Here is a 24,169-nt window from a genome sequence, read left to right on the forward strand (position 1 = left end):
CGGAGTCAGGGGTAGCGCAACACCGAGCAAAGAAGGAGCTGACATGACCACCCAAGGTAAGGGCTCGTACCAGATCACCGGATGGGACGAGAAGCCCTACGAGGAGAAGAAGGGCCAGCCCAAGCTCACTCAGGCCCACGTCACCAACGCCTTCAGCGGTGACATCGAAGGAGAGGGCCGGGCCGAGTACCTCATGGCCTACGCCAGCGACAGCGACGCCAGCTTCGTCGGCATGCAGAAGGTCGTCGGGAGCGTCCGCGGCAAGAAGGGTTCCTTCGTGCTGCAGACGACGGGCACCTTCGACGGCGGCAAGGCCAAGGCCGACTGGTTCGTCGTGCCGGACTCCGGCACCGACGAGCTGAAGGGGCTGAGCGGCAAGGGGGGTTACGTCTCCAAGAGCGACGGCTCGGCGGAGGTCACCCTCAACTTCACCCTCAAGTAGGCGCTTCCCACATCGGGTACGCGGGGCCACGCGCCCCGCGTACCCGCATGTCAGGAGTGCTCAGTGTTGAGCAGACCGGCCCGCGCCCTCGCGGAACGATGGCCGCATGGACACTGAAGTGATCGTCGTCGGTGGCGGCCAGAGCGGGCTCGTCGCGGGCTACTACCTGAAGCAGGCCGGCATCCCCTTCGTCATCCTGGACGAGGAGCCCCGGCTCGGCGAGGCGTGGCGGCAGCGCTGGGACTCGCTGGAGCTCTTCACGATCGCCGAGTACTGCGCCCTGCCCGGCCTGCGCTTCCCCGGCAGGAAGAACCGCTTCCCCGGCAAGGAGGAGATGGCCGACTACGTGGAGGCGTACGGCAGGGAGTTCGACCTGCCGGTCAGGCTCGGCACCCGCGTCACCTCCCTGGAGCCCATCGAAGGCGGCTACCGGCTGGAGACCACGAAGGGCACGTTCGAGGCGCCTCAGGTGATCGTCGCGACCGGCGCCTACCGGCTGCCGAAGCTGCCGGACCTCGCGAGCAGGCTGGACCCGGACGTCTTCCAGGTGCACACCGGCCGCTACCGCAACCCGTCCCAGGTGCCCGGCGGCACGGTCGTCGTGGTCGGCGCCGCCAACTCCGGCGCGCAGATCGCCCCCGAACTGGCCGCCGGTCGCCGCGTCCTGCTGTCGCAGGGCTCGCCGCTGCCGCACTTCGGCCGCCGCTTCCTCGGCAAGGGCCTGCACTGGTGGGGCGACAAGTTCGGGCTGATCGCCAAGCCGCTGATGGGCGAGCGCGACCGCCTGCACAAGAAGACGATCCTGGTGGGGCCGAGCCTGAAGAAACTGGCCCGGCGGCACGGCTTCGAGCTCGTCGGCCGCACGGTCGACGCCGACGGCCGCACGCTGCGCTTCGAGGACGGCCGCTCGGCCGAGGTCGACGCCGTCGTCTGGGCCACCGGCTTCCGCTACGACTACTCCTGGATGCGCGTGCCGGTGCTGGACGACGCCGGCGCCCCGGCGCAGGAGCGCGGCGTGACGTCCGCCCCGGGGCTCTACATCCTCGGCATGCAGTGCCAGCACTCCTACGGTTCGGCGCTCATCTGGTGGGTAAAGGACGACGCGGCCTATCTGGTCGAGCGCATCAGGCAGTTCCGTCCCCAAGCGGTGGCCGGCAGAAGGGGTTGATGGACATGTCCAGGCAGGTGGCGTTGCTGCGCGGCGTGAACGTCGGCGGCCGGAACATGGTGAGCATGGCGGGGCTCCGCGAGCTGCTGGAGGGCCTCGGCTTCGAGGACGTCAAGACGCATCTGCAGAGCGGCAACGTCGTCTACACCAGCGGCGAGAGCCCCGACAAGGCGGCGGCCGAGATCCAGGCCGCGCTCGCCCGCGACCTGGGAGTCGACGTGCCCGTCCTGGCCAGGACGGGCACCCAGCTCGGCGAGATCCTCAAGGCCGACCCGCTCGGCGACGTGGCCGACGACCACGCCCTCTACCTGGTCACGTTCCTGTCCGGGAAGCCGGAGAGCAAGCCGATCAAGGAGCTCGACCCCGACGTCTTCAAGCCGGACGTGTTCAAGCAGGTCGGCAAGGAGATCTACGTGTGGTGCCCCAACGGGGTGCGCAACACCAAGCTGTCGTACTCCTTCTGGGAGAAGAAGCTCGGCCTGACCGCGACCGCCCGCAACTGGAAGACCGTCACGAAGCTGCACGAGCTGGCCATCGCGAGCTAGCGGGCCTCGCGGCTCTCGCGGGCCAGCCGCCGCTTGAGGGTCTTGCCGATCGGGCCGCGCGGCAGCGCTTCGGTGACGACGTAACGCGCCGGCCGCTCGGCCGGGTCGAGCCGGTCGGCGGCGAAGGCGCTCAGCTCGCTCTCGGGCACGGGGGAGCGCAGCACGACGGCCGCGGTGACGCCTCGCGGCCCCTCGAACGCGGCCGCCTCGATCACCTCGGGATGCCAGTGCAGCGCGTGCTCCACCCGCAGCGAGGAGATCCGGCGCCCGCCGGACGTGATGACGTCGGCGGCGCGGTCGAAGAAGCGCAGCCGCCCCTCACCGTCCAGGTCGCCCAGGTCGCCCATGTGCGTCCAGCCGTCGCGGAAGGTCCGCTCGCCGGCGGCGACGTCGTTCAGGTAGTAGCGGGGCGGGGCGGCCGAGCGCAGGCAGATCTCGCCCTCCTCGGTGATCCGCACGTCGGTGCCGGCGCTCGGCAGGCCCAGCAGCCCTTCGTCCGCCTCGGTGGGCGGCGTCTCCACCGGGCGGTGCACGAAGGCGGGCGCCGACTCCGTCGAGCCGTAGCCGATGACGATCCGGACGCCCGGCAGGGCCTCCATGAGCCGGGCGACCGTCGCCATCGGCACCGGCGCCGAGCCCAGCATGAGCGCCCGCAGGCCGGACAGGTCGAAGCGCTGGTGCCAGCCGTGCGCCACCATGCGGGTCGCGGTGGACGGCGGGACGATCGCCATCGGCACCCGCAGCTTCTCCAGCATGCGGGCCACGTTCTCCGGCCCGAGGTCGGTCAGCACGTGCGTGGTGGCAGGGGCGGTCATCGCCGTCATCAGCGCGCTGTGCCCGGCGTTCGTGCCCAGCGGGACGGCGGTGAGCACCCCGTCCACGCCGGTGAACAGCTTCCCGCGGCCCTCGTGGCCGTAGGTGAGGTTCGCGACGGGGACCGCCACGGCCTTGGGACGGCCGGTCGTGCCCGAGGTGTAGAGGATCTCGGCCAGGTGGTCGTCCCGTGAGTCGTCCCATGACTCGTTCCGCGCGCCGTTCCGCGCGCCGTTCCGTGAGTCGTTCCGCGTGCCCGCGTGGTCGTCGATCGGGCCGGGCAGCACCTGGCCCACCCCGCACTCGGTCAGCCGGGCGCGCACCTCCTTGTCCGGCAGCGCGGGCGGCAGGCCGAGCACGGTGCCGCCGGCCAGGTGCACGGCCAGAGCGGCCACGGCGTGCTCGATCCAGTCGTCGTGCCGCAGCGCCGTCCTGACGGGGGCGAGCCGTCCGGCCAGCTCCTGTGACCGGGCGGTCCAGTCCGCCACGCTCAACTCGCGCTCGCCGTCCACGACGAGCGCTACATGATCGCCCGGACGGGCGCTGACCAGGTCTGCCGGGGTCGTCGTCATGCGGCCGATCGTAGGAAGCCGGCCGCTCCCCGGATGCTCAGTGTTGAGCAGACCCGGGAGACGGCTTCGTGTGGGCTGGAGTCGGCATGGGTCCGAGAAGAAGTGGGACGGCTGCCAAGAACAAGGGAGGCGATGACATGAACCAAACCGGTTCGAGTACGCGCGGCCAGCTGTTCGCCACCATCGGCGCACTCCTGGCCCTGGCCCTGGCCTCGATCGACGTCTCGGTGGTGGGGGCGGCCATGCCCCGGATCGCCGACGACCTGAACGGCCTGTCGCTGTACGCGTGGGTGGGGGTCTCCTACGCGGTCGCGGCCGCCGTCGTCGTGCCGATCGCCGGCAAGCTCGGCGACATGTTCGGCCGCAAACCGGTGCTCCTCGTCGGCCTGGCGGGCTTCCTGGTGGCGTCGTGGCTGTGCGGCGCGGCCCAGACGATGCCCCAGTTGGTCGGCGCGCGAGGGCTGGCGGGGCTGTTCGGCGGTGTGCTGATGGCCAACGTCTTCACGCTGCTGGCCGACATCTACACGCCGGAGCGCCGTACCCAGATGCAGGGGGTCTTCTTCGGCTTCTCCGGCCTCAGCATGGTGATCGGGCCGCCGCTCGGCGGGGTCATCACCGACAACTGGAGCTGGCGCTGGGTCTTCTACGTCAACGTGCCCATCGGCCTGCTCGCGATCGCCGCCGTGCTGATCGGCGTGCCGTTCGTGCGCAGCGGCGCGAGCTGGCGCGACATCGACTTCGCCGGCGTCGTCACGCTCGTGGCCGGGCTCGTCCCGATCCTGATCGGGCTCACGCTCACCGGCGACGGGCACGCCTGGACCTCGCCCGAGGTGCTCGCGCTGCTGATCGGCGGCGCCGCGCTGCTCGTGGCGTTCTACCTCGTGGAGACGCGGGTGGCCAAGAACCCGCTGGTGCCGTTCGCGCTGTTCCGGAGCAACCAGGTCTCCGTCATGGCCGTGGTGGCCTTCTTCTCCGCGTTCGCCATGATGGGCACGGCCTTCTACGTGCCGCTGCTCTACCAGGGCGTGCTCGGCGTGAGCGCGACCCACTCCGGCACCCTGCTCATCCCGATGATGCTCGGCCTGATGCTCATGGCGCCGATCGCCGGCAAGGCCATGACGGCCCTGCCGCGCTACCGCGTCCTCGGCGTGTTCGCCATGGCCGCCATCGTCGCCGGGCTGCTGATCCTGTCGGCCGTCGGGCCGGGCAGCGGCCAGGGCCTGCCGATCACCGCCATGGTGCTCATCGGCGTCGGCATCGGCATCGCCTTCCCGATGGCCACGGCCGTCGTGCAGAGCGCGATCCCGATGGAGCAGGTGGGCGTCGGCACCAGCCAGATCCAGTTCTGGCGGATGATCGCGGGGCCGGTCTCGCTGGCGATCCTCGGCTCGATCATGTCGAGCCGGCTCGGCGTCGCCGCGCAGGGCGGCGAGGGGGTGTCCGCGCCGGTGCTCGCCGACGCGCTGGGCGACCTGTTCCTCGCCTGCGCGATCGCGGTGGGCATCGGCCTGGTGGCCAGCCTGTTCCTGAAGGAGATCCCGCTGCGCGACATGTCCATGGGCAAGTCGCCAGGGGGCAAGCCGGATCAGCGAACCTCTCAGCAGCAGGACCGTACAGCCAGGGCGTGATCCGGTTCGTCGGTGGCGGGGCCGTGCGCGGCCCCGCCATCGCCGTGCCTGCTCACAGTTGAGCAGACGGACGCGGGCACGCCGACCAGGCTTGCTGGCATGAACTCCTACCCGATCCCCAGGACGTGCCCGCTGGATCCGCCGTCCGAATACCGGGACCCGCGATCGGGGCGGCCCATCAGGCGCGTGCGGCTGGACTTCGACGGGAGCGAGGTCTGGCTGGTGACGCGGTACGAGGACGCCCGCGCCGTGCTCGGCGACGCCAGGTTCAGCTCCGACTTCGCCACGCCCGGCTTCCCGGCCCGGCTCACCTCGCAGCCCCCGGGGCCGGGCACCTTCATCAGGATGGACCCGCCCGACCACTCGCGGCTGCGCCGCCTGCTGCTGCCGGAGTTCAACCGCAGGCGGGTCGAGGCGCTGCGTCCGGCGATCCGGCGCATCGCCGGGGCGCTGGTCGACGAGCTGGCCGCGCAGGGGCCGCCGGCGGACCTGGTCGAGGCGCTGGCCCTGCCGCTGCCGTCCCAGGTCATCACCGAGCTGCTCGGGGTGCCGTACGAGGACCGCGACTACTTCCACGAGACCACCAAGGTCATCGGTGATCGGAACGTGGAGCCCGAGCAGCGCATGAAGGTCCGCGAGGATCTGCGGCACTACCTGGAGCGGCTGGTGGCCGAGCGCGAGCAGCGGCCGGTGGACGATCTGCTCAGCCGCCTCGGCGCGCACCGGGAGGCGGCCAGGGTCAGCCGCGAGGAGGTCGTCGGCATCGCGACGCTGCTGATGGTGGCCGGTTACGAGACCATCGCCAACCAGATCGGCGTCGGCACCGTGGCGCTGCTGGAGAACCCCGACCGGCTGACGGAGCTGCGCGAGCGGCCCGAGGCGCTGCCCGCCGCCGTCGAGGAGATCATCCGCCACCAGACCGTCATCGACTACGGCGCCCGCCGCGCCGCCACCGCCGACGTCGAGGTCGGCGGCCAGACCATCAAACAGGGCGAGGGCGTGGTGGTGGTGCTGGCCGCGGCCAACCGTGACGAGGAGGCCTGGGCCGAACCCGACCGGCTCGACTTCAGCCGGTTCGGCGACCTCACCGATCGGCAGGAGCACCTCTCCTTCGGCTTCGGCATCCACCAGTGCATGGGCCAGTTGCTGGCCCGTGCCCAGTTGGAGATCGCCTGGTCCACCCTGTTCGACCGGCTCCCGGGGCTGCGCCTCGCGGTGCCCCTCGACGAGGTGCCCTTCCGCTCGGACATGTTCGTGTACGGCGTCCACGCGCTCCCGGTGACCTGGGGATGAGCCGCGACCCGCGGGACCGGCTCCGCGCGCTCTTCGACCCGGGGACCGTCCGGCCGCTGCCGGGCGACGACGGCTGCGGCGTGCTCGCCGCGCGGGGCGGCATCGGCGGTCGCCCGGCCGTCGCCTACGCGACCGACCCCGGCCGCATGGGCGGCGCGATGGGCGCCGAGGGCTGCGCCGGCATCGTCGACACCATCGACCTCGGCGTCCGGGAGAGGATGCCCGTCGTCGGCCTCTGGCACTCCGGCGGCGCGCGGCTGGGCGAGGGCGTCACCGCGCTCGACGGCGTCGGCCAGGTGTTCGCCGCGATGGTCCGGGCCTCCGGCACCGTCCCGCAGATCTCCGTCGTGCTCGGCCCCGCCGCCGGCGGCGCGGCCTACGGTCCGGCGCTCACCGACGTGGTGATCATGAGCGACAGCGGGCGCGTCTTCGTCACCGGCCCGGACGTCGTCCGCAAGGTCACCGGCGAGGACGTCGACATGGAGCACCTCGGCGGCCCCGACCCGCACAGCAGGCGCAGCGGCCTGGCGCACCTCACCGCGCCCGACGACGAAGCCGCCATCGACGCCGCCCGCCGGGTCACCATCCTGCTCGGCGGCCAGGGCGAGCTGCGCCCCGGCGACGCCCGCGCCGACGCCGGGCTCGGCGAGCTGCTCCCCGAACGCGCCAACCGCGCCTACGACGTGCACCGCATCGTCGCCAGGCTGCTCGACGGCCCCGGCGAGGAGCTGCATCCGAAGTGGGCGCCCAACCTGGTCACCACGCTCGGCCGGCTGACCGGCAGGACCGTCGGCGTCATCGCCAACAACCCCCTGCGCAAGGGCGGTTGCCTCGACGCGGCCGCCGCCGAGAAGGCGGCGCGGTTCGTGCGCATGTGCGACTCCCTCGGCGTCCCCCTCGTCGTGCTCGTGGACGTGCCCGGCTACCTGCCCGGCGTCCGGCAGGAGTGGGACGGCGTGGTCCGGCGCGGCGCCAAGCTGCTGCACGCCTTCGCCGAGGCCGTGGTGCCCCGGGTGACGCTGGTGATCCGCAAGTCGTACGGCGGCGCGTACGTCGCCATGAACTCCCGAGCTCTGGGCGCCTCCGCGGTGTTCGCCTGGCCCACCGCCGAGGTGGCCGTCATGGGCGCCGAGGCGGCCGTGGACATCCTGCACCGCAGGAAACTGCGCGACGGCCCGGAGGACGGGCGCGAGGAGCTGCGCCGCCGGCTCATCGCCGAGCACGAGCAGCAGGTCGGCGGCGTCGGCAAGGCGGTGGAGATCGGCGTCGTGGACGAGGTGATCGAGCCCGCCGACACCCGGCGCCGGCTCGCCGACGCCCTGCTGCGGGCGGTGCCGCTGCGCGGCAACCACACGAACATCCCGCTGTGAAGCCCCTGCTCACTATTGAGCAGGCAGCGCGGCGGCCCCTGATTAGCGTGACGAACAAGTCCGACCAGACGGAGTGAGCGATGACCAACCCGAATCCCGTCATCCCGCCCGCCGAGCACCAGACCTCGGTGCCCGCGGCGGATCTGATCAACTCGGCCACGGCCGGCGTGATCGTCGAGCGGACCGCACAGGTCAAGAACGGCTTCCACGCCAAGGGGCGCAAGTTCGCCCGCATGATGGCGGAGATGGTGACCGCCAAGCAGGTGGGAGTCGCCAGCGTCTTCCTGTACGAGGAGACGTTCGGAACCAAGGACCGGCTGCACTGGCTCATCCACCTCAGCTCGCTGCACGCGTACGAGCAGATGGTGCACATGGGCACCTCCGACGACGAGTACCGCGACAACACCGCCGACGGCGGCTGGGACGAGATCTTCGTCGACGGCAGCATGCGGGAGACCGTGCTGCTGCCGCAGTTCTGGGGCATGTACGGCACCAAGGTCGACGGCGAGCGCGAGAAGCAGTCCGCGGTCTACCGGCAGCAGGGTGAGATCACCGGGCTGCCCGGCGCCCTCGAGCAGGTGCCGCAGCCCTACGAGCAGCTCGTCCACTCGGGCAACTGCGGTCTCCTGCTGCACCGGACCGCCCAGCTCGACTACGACTTCCGGTCCGAGGGACGCACGTTCGCCCGCGAGGCCGCCGAGTCCATCAACGAGAACCTGCCCGGCGAGGCGACCGTCTTCGTCTACGAGGAGGCCTTCGGCGCGGCCGACCGCATCCACTGGCTCATCCACCTGAAGTCGCTGAGCACCTACTACAAGGTGCTGGCGCTGCACGTGAAGGACGAGAGGGTGCGGGAGCTGTACTTCCAGGAGCGCATCGCGCCCGAGCGCGGTGGCGGCACCTGGGCCCGGATGTTCACGCCCGGCAGCATGACCGACACCGGCCTCACCCCGCACCACTGGGGGATGTACGCGACATGACCGGCCGCTGCCTGCACGAGATCTTCGCCGAGCGGGCCGCGAAGGCCCCCGAGCGGACCGCCGTGACGTGCGGCGCCGAGGAGATCTCCTACGGTGACTTGGACGCCCGGGCCGACCGGCTCGCCCGCCGGTTGCGGGCCGCGGGCGCCGGTCCCGGCGTGCTGGTGGGGCTCTGCGCGGACCGCGGCGTCGACCTGGTGGCGGGGCTGCTCGCGATACTCAAGGCGGGCGGCGCGTATGTGCCGATCGACCCGGCCTATCCGGCCGAGCGGATCGCCTACCTGCTGGCCGACAGCGGTGTCCGCACGGTCGTGACGACGTCGGACGTGGCGGCCCGCCTCGACGGCACCCTGCCGGACGAGACCGTGCTCGCCGACGCCGACGCCGACGCCGACGCCGACGCCGAGCCGGACGGTCGCCCGGGGGCCACGGCCTCCGAGGAGGACCTGGCCTACGTCATCTACACCTCGGGCTCGACCGGCGCGCCCAAGGGGGTGCTGGTCGAGCACCGCAACGTCGTGCGCCTCTTCGAGCGGACCGAGCACTGGTTCGGCTTCGGCGACGGCGACGTCTGGACGCTCTTCCACTCCGTCAGCTTCGACTTCTCGGTGTGGGAGCTCTGGGGCGCGCTGTTGTACGGCGGCCGGCTGGTGATCGTCCCGGCCGAGGTGGCCAGGTCGCCGGAGGCGCTGCGGCGCCTGCTGCTGGACGAGGGCGTCACCGTGCTGAACCAGACGCCCTCCGCCTTCCGGCACCTGGTGGCCGCCGACGCCCGGCAGGAGCGCCCTGCGCCGTACCGGCTGCGTCAGGTCGTCTTCGGCGGCGAGCGGCTGGACGTGGAGCTGCTCGAACCGTGGATCGCCCGCTACGGCGACGACCGCCCGCGGCTCGTCAACATGTACGGCATCACCGAGACCACCGTCCACGTGACCTACCGCCGCGTCCGCGCGGCCGACCTCGACCACCCGGAGCTGAGCCCGATCGGCGTGCCCATCCCGGACCTCCGGCTCGACGTGCTCGACGAGCGCGGACGCCCGGCCACGACCGGAAACCTGCACGTCTCCGGCCCCGGGCTGGCCCGCGGCTACCTCGACCGGCCCGAGCTGACCGCCGAGCGCTTCGCGGTCCTGCCGGACGGCGGGCGCCGCTACGACTCGGGCGACGTCGTCACCCGGCTGCCCGGCGGCGAGTACGCCTACCTGGGGCGGTCCGACGACCAGATCAAGGTCCGAGGGTTCCGCCTGGAGCCCAGGGAGATCGAGCTGTGCCTCCTGGGACACCCGCGGGTCGCCCACGCGGTGGTGGCCCACCGCGACTACGGGGAGGGCGACGTCCGGCTGCTGGCTTTCGTCGTCGCGGACGGCGATCCGGGCCCCGACCTGATCGAGCAGCTCACCGGGCGGGCCGCGGACCGGCTTCCGGCGCACGCCCGCCCGTCCACCTACCACATCGTGTCGGAGATCCCCATGACGCCGCAGGGAAAGGCGGACCGTGCCGCTCTGGCCAGATCCGCGCAGGCATCGTCGGCCGCCAAGGTCGTGCAGCGCATCGCCGAGGACGTGCTCGAACGCGACGAGGTGCCACCCCGGGTGGACCTGTTCGACCTGGGCGCCACCTCGCTGGCGATGACCCGCATCATCGCCCAGGTCAACGAGCGCTTCGGCCTGGAGCTGACGGGACGTGAGCTGGAGGAGGAGGCGTCCGTCGCCTGCCTGGCCTCCTGCGTCGAGGAACAACTGACCGTGAGGGGATAGACCATGGGAGACACCACAGTGCGCGGCGCGTACTCGATGAGCCCCGAGGAGCTGAAGAGCTTCCACACGCAGGGCTACTTCGGGCCGTTCAAGGTCTACGAGATCGACGAGATGCGCCAGAACTGGCGGCGCGAGCGGATGCGTCTCATGGACCGCGGCAACGCCGTCTACCGGGACGACGCCGCCTCGTCGGGCAACACCAACATCTCCAACTACGACCGGCACCTGGACTCGGCCTTCCTCGCCGACCACATCAGCCGGCCGCAGATCGTGGACCGGGTGGTCAGCGTGCTCGGCCCGGACGTGCTCTGCTGGCGCACGGAGTTCTTCCCCAAGTACCCCGGCGACGAGGGCACCGACTGGCATCAGGCGGACACCTTCGCCAACGCCTCGGGCCAGCCGCAGATCGTCTGGCCGGAGGCGGAGGAGTTCGGCGGCACCATCACCGTCTGGACCGCCTTCACCGAGGCGAACGAGGACACCGGGTGCCTGCAGTTCATCCCCGGCACGCACGAGACGATGTTCTACGACGAGACCAAGCGCATGCACTACGACCCCAGCAAGATCAACCAGGAGGACAAGGACGGCGTCCGGCGCGGCTTCTTCGGCTACGACTACCGCGACCTGCAGATCGACCCCGCATGGAAGCCCGACGAGTCGAAGGCCGTCTCCATGGTCATGAGGCCGGGCGAGGCCATCCTGTTCTGGTCGACGCTCATGCACGCCTCGCTGCCGCACAACGGCCGCACCGAGGAGATGCGCCTCGGCTTCGCCTCGCGCTACGTGCCGACCAAGGTGGACGTCTACCCCGACACGGACGAGATCGAGGAGTACGGCGGCCGGGTCAGTCTGGACAGGTACGGCGCGGTCCTGGTGGCCGGGCAGAACGGCAACCCGCGCAACCGGATCGCGACCGCGACCACCACCGGGCACGCCTTCACGACGCGGTGAGGCGATCGTGACATCTCACAACCCACGGAACGCGGTGATCAACTCGTGACCGCCGAACTCAGGCGTCTGACACGGGCCGTGCAGGACGCGCGGCCACTGGTGGACGTCCTGCGACACCCGGTGCGCCTGGCCGGCCCGCCTGGCCTCGCCTCCCTTGTGGGCCGTGTGACCCGACGGCTGGGCGCACCGGAGTTCGCACTCGACGACCAGGACTCACTCGACACCTTCGAACGCCTGGTCAGTGACCATCTCGCGCTGCGCGAGGGCATGGGGGAGGACCTGCCGCCCGACGTCGTCGACGAGATCGTGGACGACGCGGCGAAGGACGGCTTCGAGGGGCTGTGCGTCCGCGACGAGGTCAAGCCGGCGGACGGTGGCGCGCCGCTGCCCGCCTACGCGGCCGGCGACCCGGCGGCCCCGGCCGTCGTGATCGTGGCCGCCTGCGGCATGCCGGCCCGGCTGTGCGAGCGGTGGACGCGCTTCCTGTCCCGCACCCATTACGTGGTCACGTGGGAGACCCGCGGCCTGTTCGGCCCCGGCGCGGGCGGCTGCCCGGAGCCCGGGGTGACGGCGCAGGCCGGCGACCTCTTCGCGGTCATGGACCACTTCGGCGTCCGGCGCGCGCACCTGATGTGCCTGTGCGGCGGAGCCGTCATCGGCCTGGCCGCGGCGCACCGCGACCTCACCCGCGTGGACTCGCTCAGCATCTGGCACGGCGACTTCGCCGCCGTCGCGGGGGCCGAGCGAACCTACCACCAGCAGAATCTGGTGGCGCTCATGGAGATGGGCGCGACCGCCCCGGACCGGGCCGCCGCCATCCATCCCGTGCTCTGCCAGACGATGCTCTCCTCGGTGCCGCCGGATCTGGCGCATCTGGTGGTCTATCCGTACGCGACGGCAGATCTCCTGCACCGCTACTGCCGGCTGAACGGGGAGATCATGAAGACCGACGTGAGCCCCTGGCTGGCCGGCATCGACCGGCCCGCGCTCGTGGTCACCAGCCGTGACGACGAGACCGCGCATCCGGAGGGGTCGAAGGCGGTCGCGGGATCGCTGTCCGACGCCATGCTGCACATCCGACCGCACGGTGATCACATCTCGCTCTTCAAGGGAGATCCGGAATTGATGAACATGGCCCGCGACTTCATCGATTCGGCGGCGGGCCGATAATATTGTTAATTCGCTCCTCGATCGATTTTCTCATCGAGCCGGAAAATTCCGGTACATCCTGTTAATCAGTCGCTTGACGGGTAGGGCTAGTGTATTCCCGGCATACACATGAGGGGCGAGCTGATGAAGTCCTCGGATGTCGCGCAACTGAAGGACGGCCTCCGCTCCTTCATTGCGCACGATGCGTCAGGAGCATGTTCGATCAGAGTGCCGAAGCGCGCCAACATCTACAACTGCGGGCAGCGTGACAGCAATATCTACGTGATCGAAAGCGGGCAGATCAAAACCCAGATGTACGCCCGCTGCGGCAAGGAGTGCCTGCTGTCGATCTTCACCGCCGGCGACATCTTCGGTGAGTCCTCGCTGCTCGGGGCCGAGCGCAGCGAGACGGCGACCGCCATGCGGACCACCTGGGTCCGCCGCATCCCGGCCGCCCGCTTCCGCGCGGCGGTGGCCGACCACGAGCTCATGGACGGGTTCGTCGACTACCTCGCGCTGCGGCTGCGGGAGCAGCAGGAAGTCATCGCGACAATGGTGACAATGGACAGCGAGCAGCGCCTCGCCTCGGTCTTATTACGGTTATCCCGTAAAATCGGCAAACGTCGCTCGCCGAATGTGCGGGCCATTGAGGAACGCATCACCCAGGAAGAACTCTCCGGCATGGTCGGCACCACCAGATCTCGCGTCGGCTTCTTTCTGAAGCGATTCAAGGACGCCGGTCTGGTCCTGCCGACCTCGGACCCGTTCCTCGTGGTGAACGAGGAACGCCTGGCCGAGTACGTCGACGAGGTCGACTGAGCGAGGCCGACTGAGCGGGAACGGCTGGACCGGCCGGTGCGGGGGGCCGGTCGCCGTTCTGCCGGTTCACCCGTTCTGCCGGTTCACCCGTTCTGCCGGTTCACCCGTTCTGCCGGTTCACCCGTTCAGCAGGGTCGGCCGCTCAGCAGGTGATCAGTTCGAAGGGAACCGCCGGACGCCCGCCGAAGCGCTGCCCGGCGGCGTTCACGAAGCCCTCCAGCGGCACCCGCGCACCGCCCGGGGGGACACCCAGCGCGGCCAGGTACACGGCATGCGCCTCGACCGAGGCCAGCGCCGTGTCCAGGTGCCCGGTCACGTCCACCGCGTGCGTCGGCTGGACGGAGCCGGCGATCGCCACGTACTTGACACCGCCCCACGGCTCGGCGCCGGCGTCGGGCAGGATCCACCGGTTGCCCGCGTCGAGGACCGCGTCGAGCACGGCCCGCCCGGTGTTGCGGTGATCAGGGCTGTTCCACTTCCCGGTGAAGGTGAAGTCGTGGTGGTTGAAGGTGATCACCAGTTCGGGCCGGTGACGGCGGAGCGCGGCCACCAGGTCGTGCCGCAGCTGGGGCGAGCGCTCGATCCCGCCGTCCGGATGGTCGAGGAACTCGACCGGCGAGGCGCCGACGATGGCGGCACTGGCGTGCTGCTCCTCCTCCCGCACCTTCCGCGCCTGCTCCGGCGGCATCGAGTCGATGCCCGCCTCTCCTCGGGTGAGCAGGAGATACCCCACCTCCTTGCCGGCCGCGGTCCAGGCGGCCACGGCGCCGGCGCTGCCGAACTCCATGTCGTCGGGATGGGCCACGACGGCCAGGGCTCTCGTCCAGTCATCGGGCATGGGCTGTAAGTCATCCGTCATGCCGTTTCCCCTGACATACACGGAGATCGCTAAACCTGCCGGCCCGCCCGTACGTTGAAGGCAGGACCGAAAGCCCCCTGCCGTCCGCTCTCCGGCGTAAGCCTTACGGTGATCGTTCGACAACCGGCCTGAGGGTTGGCTGGAGGCGGGTGATCGTATTGTCTGGGGAGACACTCCGCGACATGAGGATCACAAGATGCCCCGTTCGAGAGTTGTCCTGTCCGTGCTCGCCGCCGCCGCGTCCGTCCTGCTGATCAGCGGATCCGCCGAGGCGTTGGACGACCCGCAGTTACCCTCGGCGATCTTCCGCGCCACGCACAACAGCTATTCGGGCAATGTCGCCGGCGCGAAGGGCTCGATCGCCTCCCAGCTCGACCATGGCATCCGCTTCATCGAACTCGACATCCACGACAACGGGTACGCCACCTCGAATGACTACTCGATCGGCCACGACTCTCCCGGCGATCAGGTCGACCACACGGGAAACCCCGCGTCGAACCTCCTGCGCGACTGGCTCAACGCGATCAACGCCTGGTCCACGGCGCATCCCACCGCCGCGCCGATCGTCGTCGCGCTCGACGTCAAGGACAACCTGACCGACAACACCTCCTACGCCGCGGGCAACCTGGCCGCGCTCAACGAGGAGCTCGTTTCCGTCTTCGGCTCGCGGCTGTACCGGGCCGAGGACTACCCGGCCGGCTCGCCGACGGTGGACGCGTTACGCGGCAGGGTGCTCGCCCTCATCTCCGGTCACGCCGAGACCCGCACCCTGTACAAGCGTGACATCGGCGTCAATCCGGCCGTCGCGATCAACGGGTGGGGTCAGGTCGTGGAGGTGCACGACTCGGGCTCGGGGGCGCTGTGGTACTGGACCGGCAGGTACGGCGCCGACGGCCGGGTGACCTGGCTGCGCCACGGCAGGTACGACAGCGGCGTGACGCCGGCCGTCGCGCTGAACGACAACGGTGACCTGGTCGAGGTCCACCAGTCCCAGAACAACACCACGCTGTGGTACCGCGTGGGACGCCTCGGCGCCGACGGGGAGATCGCCTGGGGGCCCAGCGGCCAGTACGACCGCGGCGTCCTGCCGACGGTCAGGTTCACCGACGCGGCGGGCACCCGGCTCCGTGAGATCCACCGCAGCCAGAGCAACAGCCAGAACTGGCAGTGGGCCGGCATGCTCAACGCCGCGGCGAAGACCGTCGCGTGGAGCGGCAACGCCACCACCGGCGACGCCCGCTATGACAAGGCCACCTCGACCAGCGGCACGTCGAGCGTGCGCGTATGGACCGGCGCCGACGGCCCGACCCCGTCCCAGACCCTGCGCGTGGACACCGACAGGTTCGCGGGCGACCGCATCCGTTATCCGCAGGTCGCCTTCGACGAGTTCCAGCAGGGCGACAGCGCCGAGCTCCGGCAGGGCGCGCTGTTCTACGCGGCGAAGGCGGGGGAGTCGTCGTTCATCACCGACGCGCGGCGGGCGGGACGGCTCGTGCGGGGCTGGGACTTCGACGCGGCGAGCCAGGCGACCGACCCGCTGGCCAACTATCCGGCGACCAACCACCCGTACGCCACCTGGTACCAGAACCTCCTCACCCAGGCCGGCGCCGTGGACTGAGCCGGCCGCTGGATCCGTGGCCCGGCACCGCCCCTTGACCGTCAGGGGGACAGCAGGCCATGGGAGAGCTGGTCGGCGGTCCAGTCCTCCCACTCCGGGGTGGTCCAAGCGCATTCGCGCGTCATCACCAGAAACAGATCCGGCGACAACATCCCGACGGTGATGTCCGTGGCCCGGCGCTCGGTCAGGCCGGTCCGCAGCGCCCGCAGGCGGGCCAGGATGGCGATGACCTCCGCGTGGGCGGCGTGCCGCTGCTCGCTGTTGGCGGCCCATTGGGCGGCCATGTCGGGGTCGCCGGCCGCCGCGTCGCGGACCACCGCGAGGACGGGGGCGACCCGGTCGAGGATGACCCCGCTGTGGTGCACCCATCCTCGTACGACCTCGTTGGGGTCCTGTGCCGCCCGCAACGCGGCGAACCAGGGCCGTCGCAGGAGCGGCACGGGCTCGTCGTCCCCGGCGGAGGCGACGTCGACCACGTGCTTGAGCAGCCGGCTCTTGGTCCCGTAGTGGAAGTAGACCGTCTGCACCGACACCTCGGCCGCGTCGGCGACCAGCTGGAAGGTCGTGCCGGTGTAGCCCCGCACGACGAACAGCCCATGCGCGGCCTTCACGATGCGGCTTCGGGTCTGTGCCGAGCGCCGCTTCGGAGTCTTGACGTCTTCCATCGAGTTAAAGTATCACTTTAGAGTACTACTTTAGAGTGAGACTACAGGAAGGTGAGGCGCGATGCAGTTCCTCGGCACCACGATGACCGTGAAGGCGGGGGGATCGGAGACAGGCGGGGCGCTGACCCTGATCGAGCAGGAGTGCCCGCCGGGTTTCGCCACCCCCTGGCACGTGCACCAGCACGACGACGAGGCGTTCTACGTACTGTCGGGCACGATCCGGGTGTACTGCGGCGAGCGGACGTGGCAGGCCGGGGCCGGTGCCTTCGTCCTGCTGCTCCGCGACCTGCCGCACGCCTTCGTCAACGCCCAGGACTCTCCGTTGCGCCTGCTCCAGCTGACCTGGCCGGCCGGATTCGAGCACTTCGCCACCGACGTCGCCGCCGGCGACACCGACCCCGGCCGGCTGATCGAGGTGGCCGCCCGCCACGGCTACCGGATCACCGGCCCGCCGCCGGGCACTCGGCCGGAGATGCCCCAGCCCCCTTCCAGCGAAAGGACCGTTCTATGAAAGGGAACCGCAGGTTCTTGGCCACGACCGTGGGTGCACTCACGCTGATCGTCGTTCTCCCGTCGGCGGCGGTCGCGCAGGCGACGTCCACCGGGGCCATCCTGGCCGCGCACGAGGGGGTGAGCACGGCGCCAAGGTTCGTGGCCTACCACAACCTGACCCCCGCGCAGCAGACCGAGCGGTTCGACACCCTGCGCGGGCAGGGTTACCGCCCCATCACGGTCAGCGTGTCCACCGACCTGTCGGGTCGCACTCGGTATGCCGGGATGTGGTCGGTGTCAGGTCGTGCCATGGGTGGTGACCTGCCGTGGGCGATGTATCACGACATGTCCGCTGATGGTTATCAGCGGCGCTTCGACCAGCTCGCCGCTCAGGGGTATCAGCCGGCCGTGGTCAGCGCCACCGGCTCGGGGGAGCGTGCTCGTTTCGCGGCCATCTTCGTGAAGAACCCCGGTTTCCGGTACGTGGCCAAGCACGGCATCACTCCTGCCGAGCTCCTGCGGATGAGCGGCACCGCCCGCCAGGATGGTCTGATGCTGTCGTCGGTCGACACCTACGGCACCGCCTCCGCGCCGCGCTATGTCGCGGTCTGGTCGGCCAACCCAGGCCGGGTGAGCTGGCATGTCAGCGTCAGCCTGACCCAGGAGGGCCATGATGCCGAGTTCAGGAAGAACGTGGCGAAGGGCTTCCGCCCCACCACGGTCGCGGTGAGCGCCACCGGCCGCTACACCACCGTCTGGCGTGACGACAAGCCCGGCGCCTGGCATTCCTACATCGGCATGACCGCCGCCGGCTACCAGAGCCGGTTCGACGACCTCAAGGCCAAGGGCTTCTACCCCATCCACATCAACGCGGAAACGGGCCGCTACGCCGCCATCTGGACCAAGTGACCCCCCGCCCAGACCGCGGCGTGCGAGACCCGTCTGCATCCCGTAGTACGTCAGGGCTACGCGAAATGTGCACTCCACAGCGGGACGCCGGCTACCAGCGGTGATCCATACCTTCGAGCCCGAGCACGATCTCCGGCACGAAGGGACCACCGCCCATGACGACCCGCCCACGCGGCAGCCGCCTGCGGCGCCTCCTGTCCGCCACGCTCGTCGCCGCTGCGCTGGCTGGGCCGATGACAGGCGTGGCCATGCCCGGGCGGGTACCGGCCCCCGTTCCAGTTCCCGCGCCTCCGCTGGCCGCCGCGACCCCGGCCGTGCTCGCCGAGCGGTATGCGGCCGTCCGCGCGGAGATCCTGGCGGCCAGGCGCACGGCGGGCCGGCACGGCCACCACTGGCGTGCCGCGAGGTTGCGCGAGATGGCTGATCCCGCGCGGCGGTTCCTGTCCTTCGACGGCCGTGACGGCGGGCGGGTCGTGGAGGTGTTCGGCGAGCTGTCCAGCGCCGAACGGATCGCCGTGCTGGTTCCGGGAGCCGGCGTCGACCTGGACAGGTACGGGCTGGTGCGCGGCGGCTCGATGCGGCTTCGGGACGCGCTGGGCGACCGGTCGGCCGTGATCGCCTGGCTCGGGTACGCCACGCCGAGCAGCCTGAGCCTCCAGGCGCTGACCCCCGGCCGCGCCGACGGGGCCGCCCCCGGCCTGCGTGCCTTCATGGGCGAGCTGCGCGCGGCCAGGCCGGGCGTCGGGACGGGCTGACGGCGATGCGTGACCTGGTCGCGCGGCTCGACGCCGAGACGCCGCCCGATCGCGACCGCGCCGTGGACGCTCTGCGCGCGCTGGCCATCCTGGGCGTGGTGGCCGGGCATTGGCTGGTGACCGCGCTGGTCGTGGACAGCGGGACGGTGCGGGTCGCCAGCCCGCTGCGGTACCTGCCGCAGCTCACCCCGGTTTCCTGGGTGTTCCAGACTCTCGCGGTCTTCTTCCTGGTGGGCGGGATGGTGGGGACGCGGAGCCGGCTGCGCGCCCGGGCGGAAGGCGTGCCGTACGGGCGGTGGCTCGCGGGGCGGACGGCCCGGCTGTTCCGGCCGGCGGCGGCCGTGCTGGTGGTGTGGGGCCTGGCGGCTTTCGCGATGCTGGCCGCCGGGGTCAGGTTGGAGAGCGTCCAGGCGTTGGTCAAGCTCGTGCTGTCCCCGATGTGGTTCCTGCTGGTCTTCGCGGCGCTGACCGCGGCGACCCCGCTGGTGTCGAGACTGCACCCGGTGTGGCCGCTCGCTGTGGTGGTGTGTGTCGATCTGATCAGGTTCGGCGCCGTCCCGGTCGGCGCCCACGCGGAGGGAGCGGGTCCTTTGGGCGGGCTCGTGGACGCGGTGGCCGGACATGGAGAGGAGCTGGGCTGGTGGGTCAACGTGGCAGCCGGGTGGCTGGTGCCGTACTGCCTTGGGGCGGCCTGGGCGCGAGGCCGGCTGCGTGGGCGCGTGACCGGGTGGGCGCTGCTGCTCGGGGGCGCGGCCGTCACCGTCGCGCTCGTCACCTTGGCCGGTTACCCGGCCGCCATGGTCGGTGTGCCGGGGGCGTCGCTGTCCAACCTGGATCCGCCCTCCCTGGCCGCCGTCACCTTCGGCCTCGCCCAGTGCGGTGCGGCCCTGCTGCTGCTCGGTCCGCTGAGGCGGCTGCTGCGTCGCCCGGCGGCCTGGGCCGCGGTGGCGCTGACGAACCTCGCCGCGATGACGATCTTCCTCTGGCACCAGACCGCGATGATCGCGGTCACCTCCTTCGGCCTGCTCGCCGAGAGCGTGATGCTGAGGGCCGGTTTACTCGGGGACGGGACGCTGCCCGGCCTGCGCACGGTCCCCGACGGGCCCGGCTGGGTCCTCGCCCGGGTGGCCTGGCTGCCGCTGTTCGCGGTGGCGCTGCTGGCGTGCTGCGCGGTGTTCCACGGTTCGGAGCGAGGACCGTCACGCTCGAAGCCGGTCGCGGCACATCGCTAAGCTGGAGCGCCCCGACAAAGGGGGCATAGAGGACATGAGGCGAGGGCTGATGAGCAGGCTGCGAAGAGCCTTCGGCGCCTTACGCTCGGACCTGTGGACGACCGCCGCCGACCCGCTGCCCCGCATGGCGAGGCCGCGCCGGCTGTCCCGGCTCCCGCACCTCCTGGTCATCCTGTACGCGCTGGTCATGGGCATGTTCTCCGGTGGAGAGGGTGCGGATTCGACGGTCCCGCTGCTCGCCATGATCCAGGCGGCGATCCTGGTGATCGCGATGTCGCGCCCGCTGCCCGCCTGGTGGGCGTCGATCGCTGTCACGGTGATCGGCGCGAGGACGGGGATGACCTACCTCTCGCAGAGCCTGAGCTTCCCCTGGATGGTGGACCCCGGGACGCCCAGGGGGCCGGTTCTCCCGAGGCTCCCGGATGGCGACGCGCTGGCCTTCCCGTGGACGGGCTCGGGCATCGCGCTGCAGGCCGGTGTGCTGCTCCTGCTGGCTCTGCGGGTCCGCCCCCGCGTGGCGGCCTCGGCGCTGGCGATCACCACGCTGGTGGGAGCGGGGTGCGTGGTGTTCGTGCCCGAAGGCAACGGGGGCGGCGAGGTGCTGCTGGCCGTGGCGGTCGAAGCGGTCGCGGTCGTGATCGGGGCCGGGATGCGCGCGCTCAGGACGACCCGTACCCGGCTGGAGGCTCAGGAGGAGTTGACGGCCGAGGAGCGGGCCCGCAGCACGCTGCTGGAGGAGCGCGCCAGGATCGCCCGCGAACTGCACGACGTGGTCGCGCACCACATGTCGGTGATCTCCATTCAGGCGCAGGTGGCGCCGCACCTGGTGGCGAATCCGTCCGACGAGCTGAAGGAGAACCTCGCGGGCATTCGCGAGAACGCCGTCGAGGCGCTGACCGAGCTGCGCCGAGTCCTGGGCCTCCTGCGCGCGCAGGACACACCCGGGGACGCTCCGCAGCCCACCCTCGACCGGCTCGGCGAGCTGCTCGCGAACGTACGCGGCGCAGGCGTCGCGCTCACCGCCGAGACCGTGGGGGAGCCGCGCCCGCTGTCGCCCGGGGTGGAGTTGTCGGCGTTCAGGATCGTGCAGGAGGCGCTCAGCAACGCCATGCGGCACGCGCCGGGCGCGCCCGTCGCGGTCCGGCTGCGCTATCGAAGCGACGCCCTCACGATCCGGGTCGTCAACGCCGCGCCCGCCGCGCCGCCCGTGCCCATCCCGGGCGTGGGGCACGGGCTGCTGGGGATGCGTGAGCGCGCGGCCATGCTGGGCGGCGACCTCGTCACGGGACCCACGCCCGGCGGCGGCTACGAGGTGAGTGTGTTCCTGCCCATCGACTCCCAGAAAGGCATCGAGGCCACCCCATGACGAGCATCCGCGTGCTCATAGCCGATGACCAGATCATGGTCCGTCAGGGCTTCACCGTGCTGCTCGACGCCGAGCCCGGCATAGAGGTCGTCGGCCAGGCCGTGAACGGCCTCGACGCCGTCGCGAAGGCCGCCGAGCTGGACCCCGACGTGGTACTGATGGACGTGCGGATGCCCGAGCTGGGCGGCATCGAGGCGACCCGCCGACTCGCCGGGCAGCCGGACACGACGGTGAAGGTCCTGGTTCTGACCACCTTCGACCTCGACGATTACGTCTACGAGGCGCTGCGTGCCGGCGCGTCAGGCTTCCTGCTCAAGGACGCGTCGGCGGCCGAGCTGGCCCACGCGGTGCGGGTGGTGGCGGCCGGGGACGCCCTGCTCGCGCCGAACGTCACCAAGCGCCTGATCGCCGAGCTCTCCCGGGTGAGCGGCGCCCCGCGCACCCCGCTGAGGGAGCGCGTGGGCGACCTGACCGAACGCGAGACCGAGGTGCTGTCGCTGATCGCGCAGGGCCTGTCCAACGCGGAGATCGCCGAGCGTCTCGTGGTCGCCGAGCAGACCGTCAAGACCCATGTGAGCAGGATCCTGGTCAAGCTGGGGCTGCGCGACCGTACCCAGGCGGCGGTCTTCGCCTACGAAACGGGGTTGGTACGCCCGTCGGGTTACTAGACGAACGATCGCGAAGCTCGCCCCTGCCCAGGATCACCGGCGCGACGTGCAGGCGCAGCTCGCGATCAACCTCGCCCATCATCGCGGCGACGTGGGAAAGACGACGATCAGCACTTCCTTGACCGCCTCCGCCCTGGTCAACTCCGGGGCGTGCTCGACCCCCCGGACGTAGGCGCGGATCCGGTAGGACCCCGCTCCCGTGACGGTCACATCGCCCAGCGGGTCGCCGCCGTCACCGAAGAACTCCAGCACGCCGGTGGGGCTGTGAAATCTCAGCTCTCCCGACCGCTGCCAGCCCTTGGCCTTGGGCGGACGCTCTTTGTACGCCTCCCCGGTGACGCAGACGGGACCTGCCTCGTCACCTTTCCCGGTTCCCCAGGTGAGATGGACCGTGCCCTTGCCCTTGGTGAGGAACCTGCCCGTGTAGTCGAGGCCGTTGTAGCCCTCTTCCCAGGCATGGATTCCGCCTGTGCTCACCCACATGGCGGCCCGTGTCCGGCGTACCGGCTTGGCGATCGGCGCCCTGCGGGGACAGCGGGTCTTCGCCACCGCCAGTCGCCGCTTCTCCTCAGCATCCTCGGCGTCCCGCGCGGCCAGGTAGATCCGCTCGTTGCGCTCGTACAGGCCGGGACAGCGCAGTTCGAGCAGCTTGGTCAACTTCTCGTCGAGGACCGCGGAGTCGCACAGGGCAGCACCACGCGCGAGCAGTTCCTCGTCCGGCAGTTCACCGAACTGCTGGTGAGCGAAGCACAGGTACATCCACTGCCTGTCCTGCTGCTCGACCACCGCGGCTCCCGGTGGACCATCGAGTCCCAGGCCCATGGGGCAGTCACGCTGCTCCGCGGGCTCCGGGAGTGCGACGGTGGCGCTGAACTGAGGGACTGCCAGGGCGAGCAGGAGGGCCGCCATCGACAGGGCGACCCACCACCGTAATCGGCGCATTCGTAACACAGTGGATCAGTGTAGAGAACGTGGCACCGGTGGCATCGGCTCTCTCGCCCACGGTGATGACGGGCACGATGCTCGACCTGAGCGATCACAGATGTCGCCGGCGTGAGAGGGAGTGCGAGTTCAGTACGTGATGAATCCGTACAACGCCAGATGGTTCGACTTCGTACCGCTCACCGTGTGATCGACGCTGGACGGCTGCACGGCGCCCTTGACGAACAGATAGTCGATCTTTCGGGAACCGGAGGTAGCCTTCGCTCCGTAGCCGGTCATGCCGAAGCCGCCGAGCGTCGAGGAGGCGATGTTCGTGCGATTGGCGTCGATCCCGATCACCCGGATCGTGGACGCGTTCATCAGGCTCGTGGCGTCCGCGCCGACATGGATGCCGGAGTTGGCGATGCCCGTGGTGCCCGCGCCCGCGCAGGCGTTCGCGCCGTTCTGTTCGGGGAGGTGCATGGTCGCGGCGAAGACCGTCGTCCCCGTTTCCTTGATCGTGAATCTCGCCGCGATGGCGCTGGTGCGCTTCCACTTGTGCGCGTTGGTGGTGCCGCTGTCGTTGTTCGGCGGCTTGTACAGCGTGCACCCGGCCCCGCCGTTGTACGGTGTCCCGGGTTTTAACCAGCCCGCGCTCCAGTACTTCGAGACGTCGCCCGACGCCAGGCTCAGCGTTCTGGTGTTGTAGACGATCGCGTTGGTCTGCTTCTTCTTCAGGTCGCCGAGCGCCTGCTGACTGCACTTGTGCGAGCTGCCCCACGGTTCGGGGTCGTCCCAGGCCACGACCGCCTTGTAGGTGCCCGCCGGATATCCGAACTTGGCCGAGAGCTGGTCGGCGTAGGCCGTGGTCTGCCCGGTGCCGCGCACCTGTTGCACGATCAGCAGATCGGGAGCCTGTACGCCGGAGGTGCCCGTCCTGCCGTTGTCGTCGACCAGCATCGACGTGAGGTGGTCCGGGCCTGAGATCCGGGTGCACGTGCCGTCGGCGTTGTTTCTCACCAGGTTCTCGATGTTGTTGTTGTAGACCCGCAGCACCCGATCCGCCGCGGTCGCGGGCGCTTCGTGCGCCTGCGCACTCGACGTTGTGGCTGTTGTGGTGACGAGGGTGGCAGCCGCCACGAGGACCATCGCGCCAGGCGATCGATAAGTGAACATTGTCGCAGAGTAGCGATCATCTCG

Annotated in this window: 23 protein-coding genes; 18 read left to right on the plus strand and 5 right to left on the minus strand. The window is 70.6% G+C overall.

Annotation, left to right across the window (positions count from 1 at the left end; genetic code table 11):
- Positions 1 to 43: 43 nt before the first annotated feature.
- From IEY82_RS29305 to IEY82_RS29315, 3 genes are all read left to right on the plus strand, one after another.
- Entirely contained in the window at positions 44 to 442 is a 399-nt protein-coding gene (locus IEY82_RS29305) for a DUF3224 domain-containing protein (protein ID WP_189127482.1), read from the plus strand.
- 106 nt (positions 443 to 548) lie between these two features.
- Entirely contained in the window at positions 549 to 1,610 is a 1,062-nt protein-coding gene (locus IEY82_RS29310) for a flavin-containing monooxygenase (protein ID WP_189127483.1), read from the plus strand.
- A 5-nt stretch (positions 1,611 to 1,615) separates the two neighbouring features.
- Positions 1,616 to 2,155, plus strand: coding sequence for a DUF1697 domain-containing protein (locus tag IEY82_RS29315; RefSeq protein ID WP_189127484.1), 540 nt, complete (start codon positions 1,616 to 1,618; stop codon positions 2,153 to 2,155).
- Here the strand turns inward: IEY82_RS29315 and IEY82_RS29320 are convergent.
- A complete protein-coding gene (locus IEY82_RS29320; RefSeq protein WP_189127485.1) occupies positions 2,152 to 3,540 on the minus strand; it encodes a class I adenylate-forming enzyme family protein in 1,389 nt (462 codons plus the stop codon). The two genes, IEY82_RS29315 and IEY82_RS29320, sit on opposite strands and share 4 nt — an antisense overlap.
- A gap of 137 nt (positions 3,541 to 3,677) precedes the next feature.
- Here IEY82_RS29320 and IEY82_RS29325 point away from each other — a divergent pair, with 137 nt between their 5' ends.
- From IEY82_RS29325 to IEY82_RS29360, 8 genes are all read left to right on the plus strand, one after another.
- On the plus strand, positions 3,678 to 5,168 hold the full coding sequence (locus IEY82_RS29325) for an MFS transporter (protein ID WP_189127486.1): 1,491 nt from the start codon (positions 3,678 to 3,680) through the stop codon (positions 5,166 to 5,168).
- Positions 5,169 to 5,267: 99 nt separating this feature from the next.
- Complete coding sequence (locus IEY82_RS29330; RefSeq protein WP_189127487.1) at positions 5,268 to 6,461, plus strand: cytochrome P450; 1,194 nt, start codon at positions 5,268 to 5,270, stop codon at positions 6,459 to 6,461.
- Complete coding sequence (locus IEY82_RS29335; RefSeq protein ID WP_189127488.1) at positions 6,458 to 7,831, plus strand: acyl-CoA carboxylase subunit beta; 1,374 nt, start codon at positions 6,458 to 6,460, stop codon at positions 7,829 to 7,831. The genes IEY82_RS29330 and IEY82_RS29335 overlap by 4 nt, the downstream gene beginning before the upstream one ends.
- An 80-nt stretch (positions 7,832 to 7,911) precedes the next feature.
- Complete coding sequence (locus tag IEY82_RS29340; RefSeq protein WP_189127489.1) at positions 7,912 to 8,811, plus strand: DUF6039 family protein; 900 nt, start codon at positions 7,912 to 7,914, stop codon at positions 8,809 to 8,811.
- Positions 8,808 to 10,565, plus strand: coding sequence for an amino acid adenylation domain-containing protein (locus IEY82_RS29345; protein ID WP_189127490.1), 1,758 nt, complete (start codon positions 8,808 to 8,810; stop codon positions 10,563 to 10,565). Before IEY82_RS29340 ends, IEY82_RS29345 begins: the two co-directional genes overlap by 4 nt.
- A gap of 3 nt (positions 10,566 to 10,568) precedes the next feature.
- Entirely contained in the window at positions 10,569 to 11,516 is a 948-nt protein-coding gene (locus IEY82_RS29350; RefSeq protein ID WP_225262638.1) for a chlorinating enzyme, read from the plus strand.
- A gap of 165 nt (positions 11,517 to 11,681) precedes the next feature.
- On the plus strand, positions 11,682 to 12,686 hold the full coding sequence (locus IEY82_RS29355; RefSeq protein ID WP_189127491.1) for an alpha/beta fold hydrolase: 1,005 nt from the start codon (positions 11,682 to 11,684) through the stop codon (positions 12,684 to 12,686).
- Positions 12,687 to 12,794: 108 nt separating this feature from the next.
- Positions 12,795 to 13,484: a Crp/Fnr family transcriptional regulator gene (locus IEY82_RS29360; protein WP_225262640.1), complete on the plus strand. Its 690-nt coding sequence runs from the start codon at positions 12,795 to 12,797 to the stop codon at positions 13,482 to 13,484.
- Between the two features lie 142 nt (positions 13,485 to 13,626).
- Here the strand turns inward: IEY82_RS29360 and IEY82_RS29365 are convergent, their stop codons facing one another.
- Positions 13,627 to 14,343 carry a PIG-L deacetylase family protein gene (locus IEY82_RS29365; RefSeq protein ID WP_189127493.1) on the minus strand — a complete coding sequence of 239 codons (717 nt, stop codon included), beginning with the start codon at positions 14,341 to 14,343 and terminating at the stop codon, positions 13,627 to 13,629.
- Positions 14,344 to 14,539: 196 nt separating this feature from the next.
- Here IEY82_RS29365 and IEY82_RS29370 point away from each other — a divergent pair, with 196 nt between their 5' ends.
- Complete coding sequence (locus tag IEY82_RS29370) at positions 14,540 to 15,961, plus strand: PI-PLC domain-containing protein (protein ID WP_189127494.1); 1,422 nt, start codon at positions 14,540 to 14,542, stop codon at positions 15,959 to 15,961.
- 41 nt (positions 15,962 to 16,002) lie between these two features.
- Here IEY82_RS29370 and IEY82_RS29375 read toward each other — a convergent pair whose 3' ends face one another.
- A complete protein-coding gene (locus tag IEY82_RS29375; RefSeq protein ID WP_225262642.1) occupies positions 16,003 to 16,626 on the minus strand; it encodes a TetR/AcrR family transcriptional regulator in 624 nt (207 codons plus the stop codon).
- A gap of 61 nt (positions 16,627 to 16,687) precedes the next feature.
- Here IEY82_RS29375 and IEY82_RS29380 point away from each other — a divergent pair, with 61 nt between their 5' ends.
- The 6 genes from IEY82_RS29380 to IEY82_RS29405 all read left to right on the plus strand — a co-directional run bounded on the left by IEY82_RS29380 (position 16,688) and on the right by IEY82_RS29405 (position 22,048).
- Positions 16,688 to 17,137, plus strand: coding sequence for a cupin domain-containing protein (locus tag IEY82_RS29380; RefSeq protein ID WP_189127495.1), 450 nt, complete (start codon positions 16,688 to 16,690; stop codon positions 17,135 to 17,137).
- Positions 17,134 to 18,027 (plus strand): hypothetical protein, encoded by an 894-nt coding sequence (locus IEY82_RS29385; protein ID WP_189127496.1) that lies wholly within the window; start codon positions 17,134 to 17,136, stop codon positions 18,025 to 18,027. Before IEY82_RS29380 ends, IEY82_RS29385 begins: the two co-directional genes overlap by 4 nt.
- A 155-nt stretch (positions 18,028 to 18,182) precedes the next feature.
- On the plus strand, positions 18,183 to 18,782 hold the full coding sequence (locus tag IEY82_RS29390; RefSeq protein ID WP_189127497.1) for an alpha/beta hydrolase: 600 nt from the start codon (positions 18,183 to 18,185) through the stop codon (positions 18,780 to 18,782).
- Positions 18,783 to 18,787: 5 nt separating this feature from the next.
- On the plus strand, positions 18,788 to 20,014 hold the full coding sequence (locus IEY82_RS29395) for an acyltransferase family protein (RefSeq protein WP_189127498.1): 1,227 nt from the start codon (positions 18,788 to 18,790) through the stop codon (positions 20,012 to 20,014).
- A 49-nt stretch (positions 20,015 to 20,063) separates the two neighbouring features.
- Positions 20,064 to 21,380 (plus strand): sensor histidine kinase, encoded by a 1,317-nt coding sequence (locus tag IEY82_RS29400; RefSeq protein WP_225262644.1) that lies wholly within the window; start codon positions 20,064 to 20,066, stop codon positions 21,378 to 21,380.
- Entirely contained in the window at positions 21,377 to 22,048 is a 672-nt protein-coding gene (locus IEY82_RS29405) for a response regulator (protein ID WP_189127500.1), read from the plus strand. The genes IEY82_RS29400 and IEY82_RS29405 overlap by 4 nt, the downstream gene beginning before the upstream one ends.
- Before the next feature lie 78 nt (positions 22,049 to 22,126).
- Here the strand turns inward: IEY82_RS29405 and IEY82_RS29410 are convergent, their stop codons facing one another.
- Together IEY82_RS29410 and IEY82_RS29415 are read right to left on the minus strand one after the other, a co-directional pair.
- Complete coding sequence (locus IEY82_RS29410; RefSeq protein ID WP_189127501.1) at positions 22,127 to 22,990, minus strand: hypothetical protein; 864 nt, start codon at positions 22,988 to 22,990, stop codon at positions 22,127 to 22,129.
- Between the two features lie 129 nt (positions 22,991 to 23,119).
- The gene (locus tag IEY82_RS29415) at positions 23,120 to 24,145 is read right to left on the minus strand and encodes a hypothetical protein (RefSeq protein ID WP_189127502.1); all 1,026 of its coding nucleotides are present in this window, start codon (positions 24,143 to 24,145) and stop codon (positions 23,120 to 23,122) included.
- Between the last annotated feature and the right edge of the window lie 24 nt (positions 24,146 to 24,169).

Origin of the sequence: Nonomuraea cavernae, from assembly GCF_014646355.1 — a bacterium.
Classification (GTDB): domain Bacteria; phylum Actinomycetota; class Actinomycetes; order Streptosporangiales; family Streptosporangiaceae; genus Nonomuraea; species Nonomuraea cavernae.

Bases quoted from the DNA above. Each gene is read 5' to 3' on its own strand.
- IEY82_RS29305 (WP_189127482.1), top strand. From the start codon at position 44: ATGACCACCCAAGGTAAGGGCTCGTACCAGATCACCGGATGGGACGAG.
- IEY82_RS29310 (WP_189127483.1), top strand. From the start codon at position 549: ATGGACACTGAAGTGATCGTCGTCGGTGGCGGCCAGAGCGGGCTCGTC.
- IEY82_RS29315 (WP_189127484.1), top strand. From the start codon at position 1,616: ATGTCCAGGCAGGTGGCGTTGCTGCGCGGCGTGAACGTCGGCGGCCGG.
- IEY82_RS29320 (WP_189127485.1), bottom strand. From the start codon at position 3,540: ATGACGACGACCCCGGCAGACCTGGTCAGCGCCCGTCCGGGCGATCAT.
- IEY82_RS29325 (WP_189127486.1), top strand. From the start codon at position 3,678: ATGAACCAAACCGGTTCGAGTACGCGCGGCCAGCTGTTCGCCACCATC.
- IEY82_RS29330 (WP_189127487.1), top strand. From the start codon at position 5,268: ATGAACTCCTACCCGATCCCCAGGACGTGCCCGCTGGATCCGCCGTCC.
- IEY82_RS29335 (WP_189127488.1), top strand. From the start codon at position 6,458: ATGAGCCGCGACCCGCGGGACCGGCTCCGCGCGCTCTTCGACCCGGGG.
- IEY82_RS29340 (WP_189127489.1), top strand. From the start codon at position 7,912: ATGACCAACCCGAATCCCGTCATCCCGCCCGCCGAGCACCAGACCTCG.
- IEY82_RS29345 (WP_189127490.1), top strand. From the start codon at position 8,808: ATGACCGGCCGCTGCCTGCACGAGATCTTCGCCGAGCGGGCCGCGAAG.
- IEY82_RS29350 (WP_225262638.1), top strand. From the start codon at position 10,569: ATGGGAGACACCACAGTGCGCGGCGCGTACTCGATGAGCCCCGAGGAG.
- IEY82_RS29360 (WP_225262640.1), top strand. From the start codon at position 12,795: ATGAGGGGCGAGCTGATGAAGTCCTCGGATGTCGCGCAACTGAAGGAC.
- IEY82_RS29365 (WP_189127493.1), bottom strand. From the start codon at position 14,343: ATGACGGATGACTTACAGCCCATGCCCGATGACTGGACGAGAGCCCTG.
- IEY82_RS29370 (WP_189127494.1), top strand. From the start codon at position 14,540: ATGCCCCGTTCGAGAGTTGTCCTGTCCGTGCTCGCCGCCGCCGCGTCC.
- IEY82_RS29375 (WP_225262642.1), bottom strand. From the start codon at position 16,626: ATGGAAGACGTCAAGACTCCGAAGCGGCGCTCGGCACAGACCCGAAGC.
- IEY82_RS29380 (WP_189127495.1), top strand. From the start codon at position 16,688: ATGCAGTTCCTCGGCACCACGATGACCGTGAAGGCGGGGGGATCGGAG.
- IEY82_RS29385 (WP_189127496.1), top strand. From the start codon at position 17,134: ATGAAAGGGAACCGCAGGTTCTTGGCCACGACCGTGGGTGCACTCACG.
- IEY82_RS29390 (WP_189127497.1), top strand. From the start codon at position 18,183: ATGACGACCCGCCCACGCGGCAGCCGCCTGCGGCGCCTCCTGTCCGCC.
- IEY82_RS29395 (WP_189127498.1), top strand. From the start codon at position 18,788: ATGCGTGACCTGGTCGCGCGGCTCGACGCCGAGACGCCGCCCGATCGC.
- IEY82_RS29400 (WP_225262644.1), top strand. From the start codon at position 20,064: ATGAGCAGGCTGCGAAGAGCCTTCGGCGCCTTACGCTCGGACCTGTGG.
- IEY82_RS29405 (WP_189127500.1), top strand. From the start codon at position 21,377: ATGACGAGCATCCGCGTGCTCATAGCCGATGACCAGATCATGGTCCGT.
- IEY82_RS29410 (WP_189127501.1), bottom strand. From the start codon at position 22,990: ATGCGCCGATTACGGTGGTGGGTCGCCCTGTCGATGGCGGCCCTCCTG.
- IEY82_RS29415 (WP_189127502.1), bottom strand. From the start codon at position 24,145: ATGTTCACTTATCGATCGCCTGGCGCGATGGTCCTCGTGGCGGCTGCC.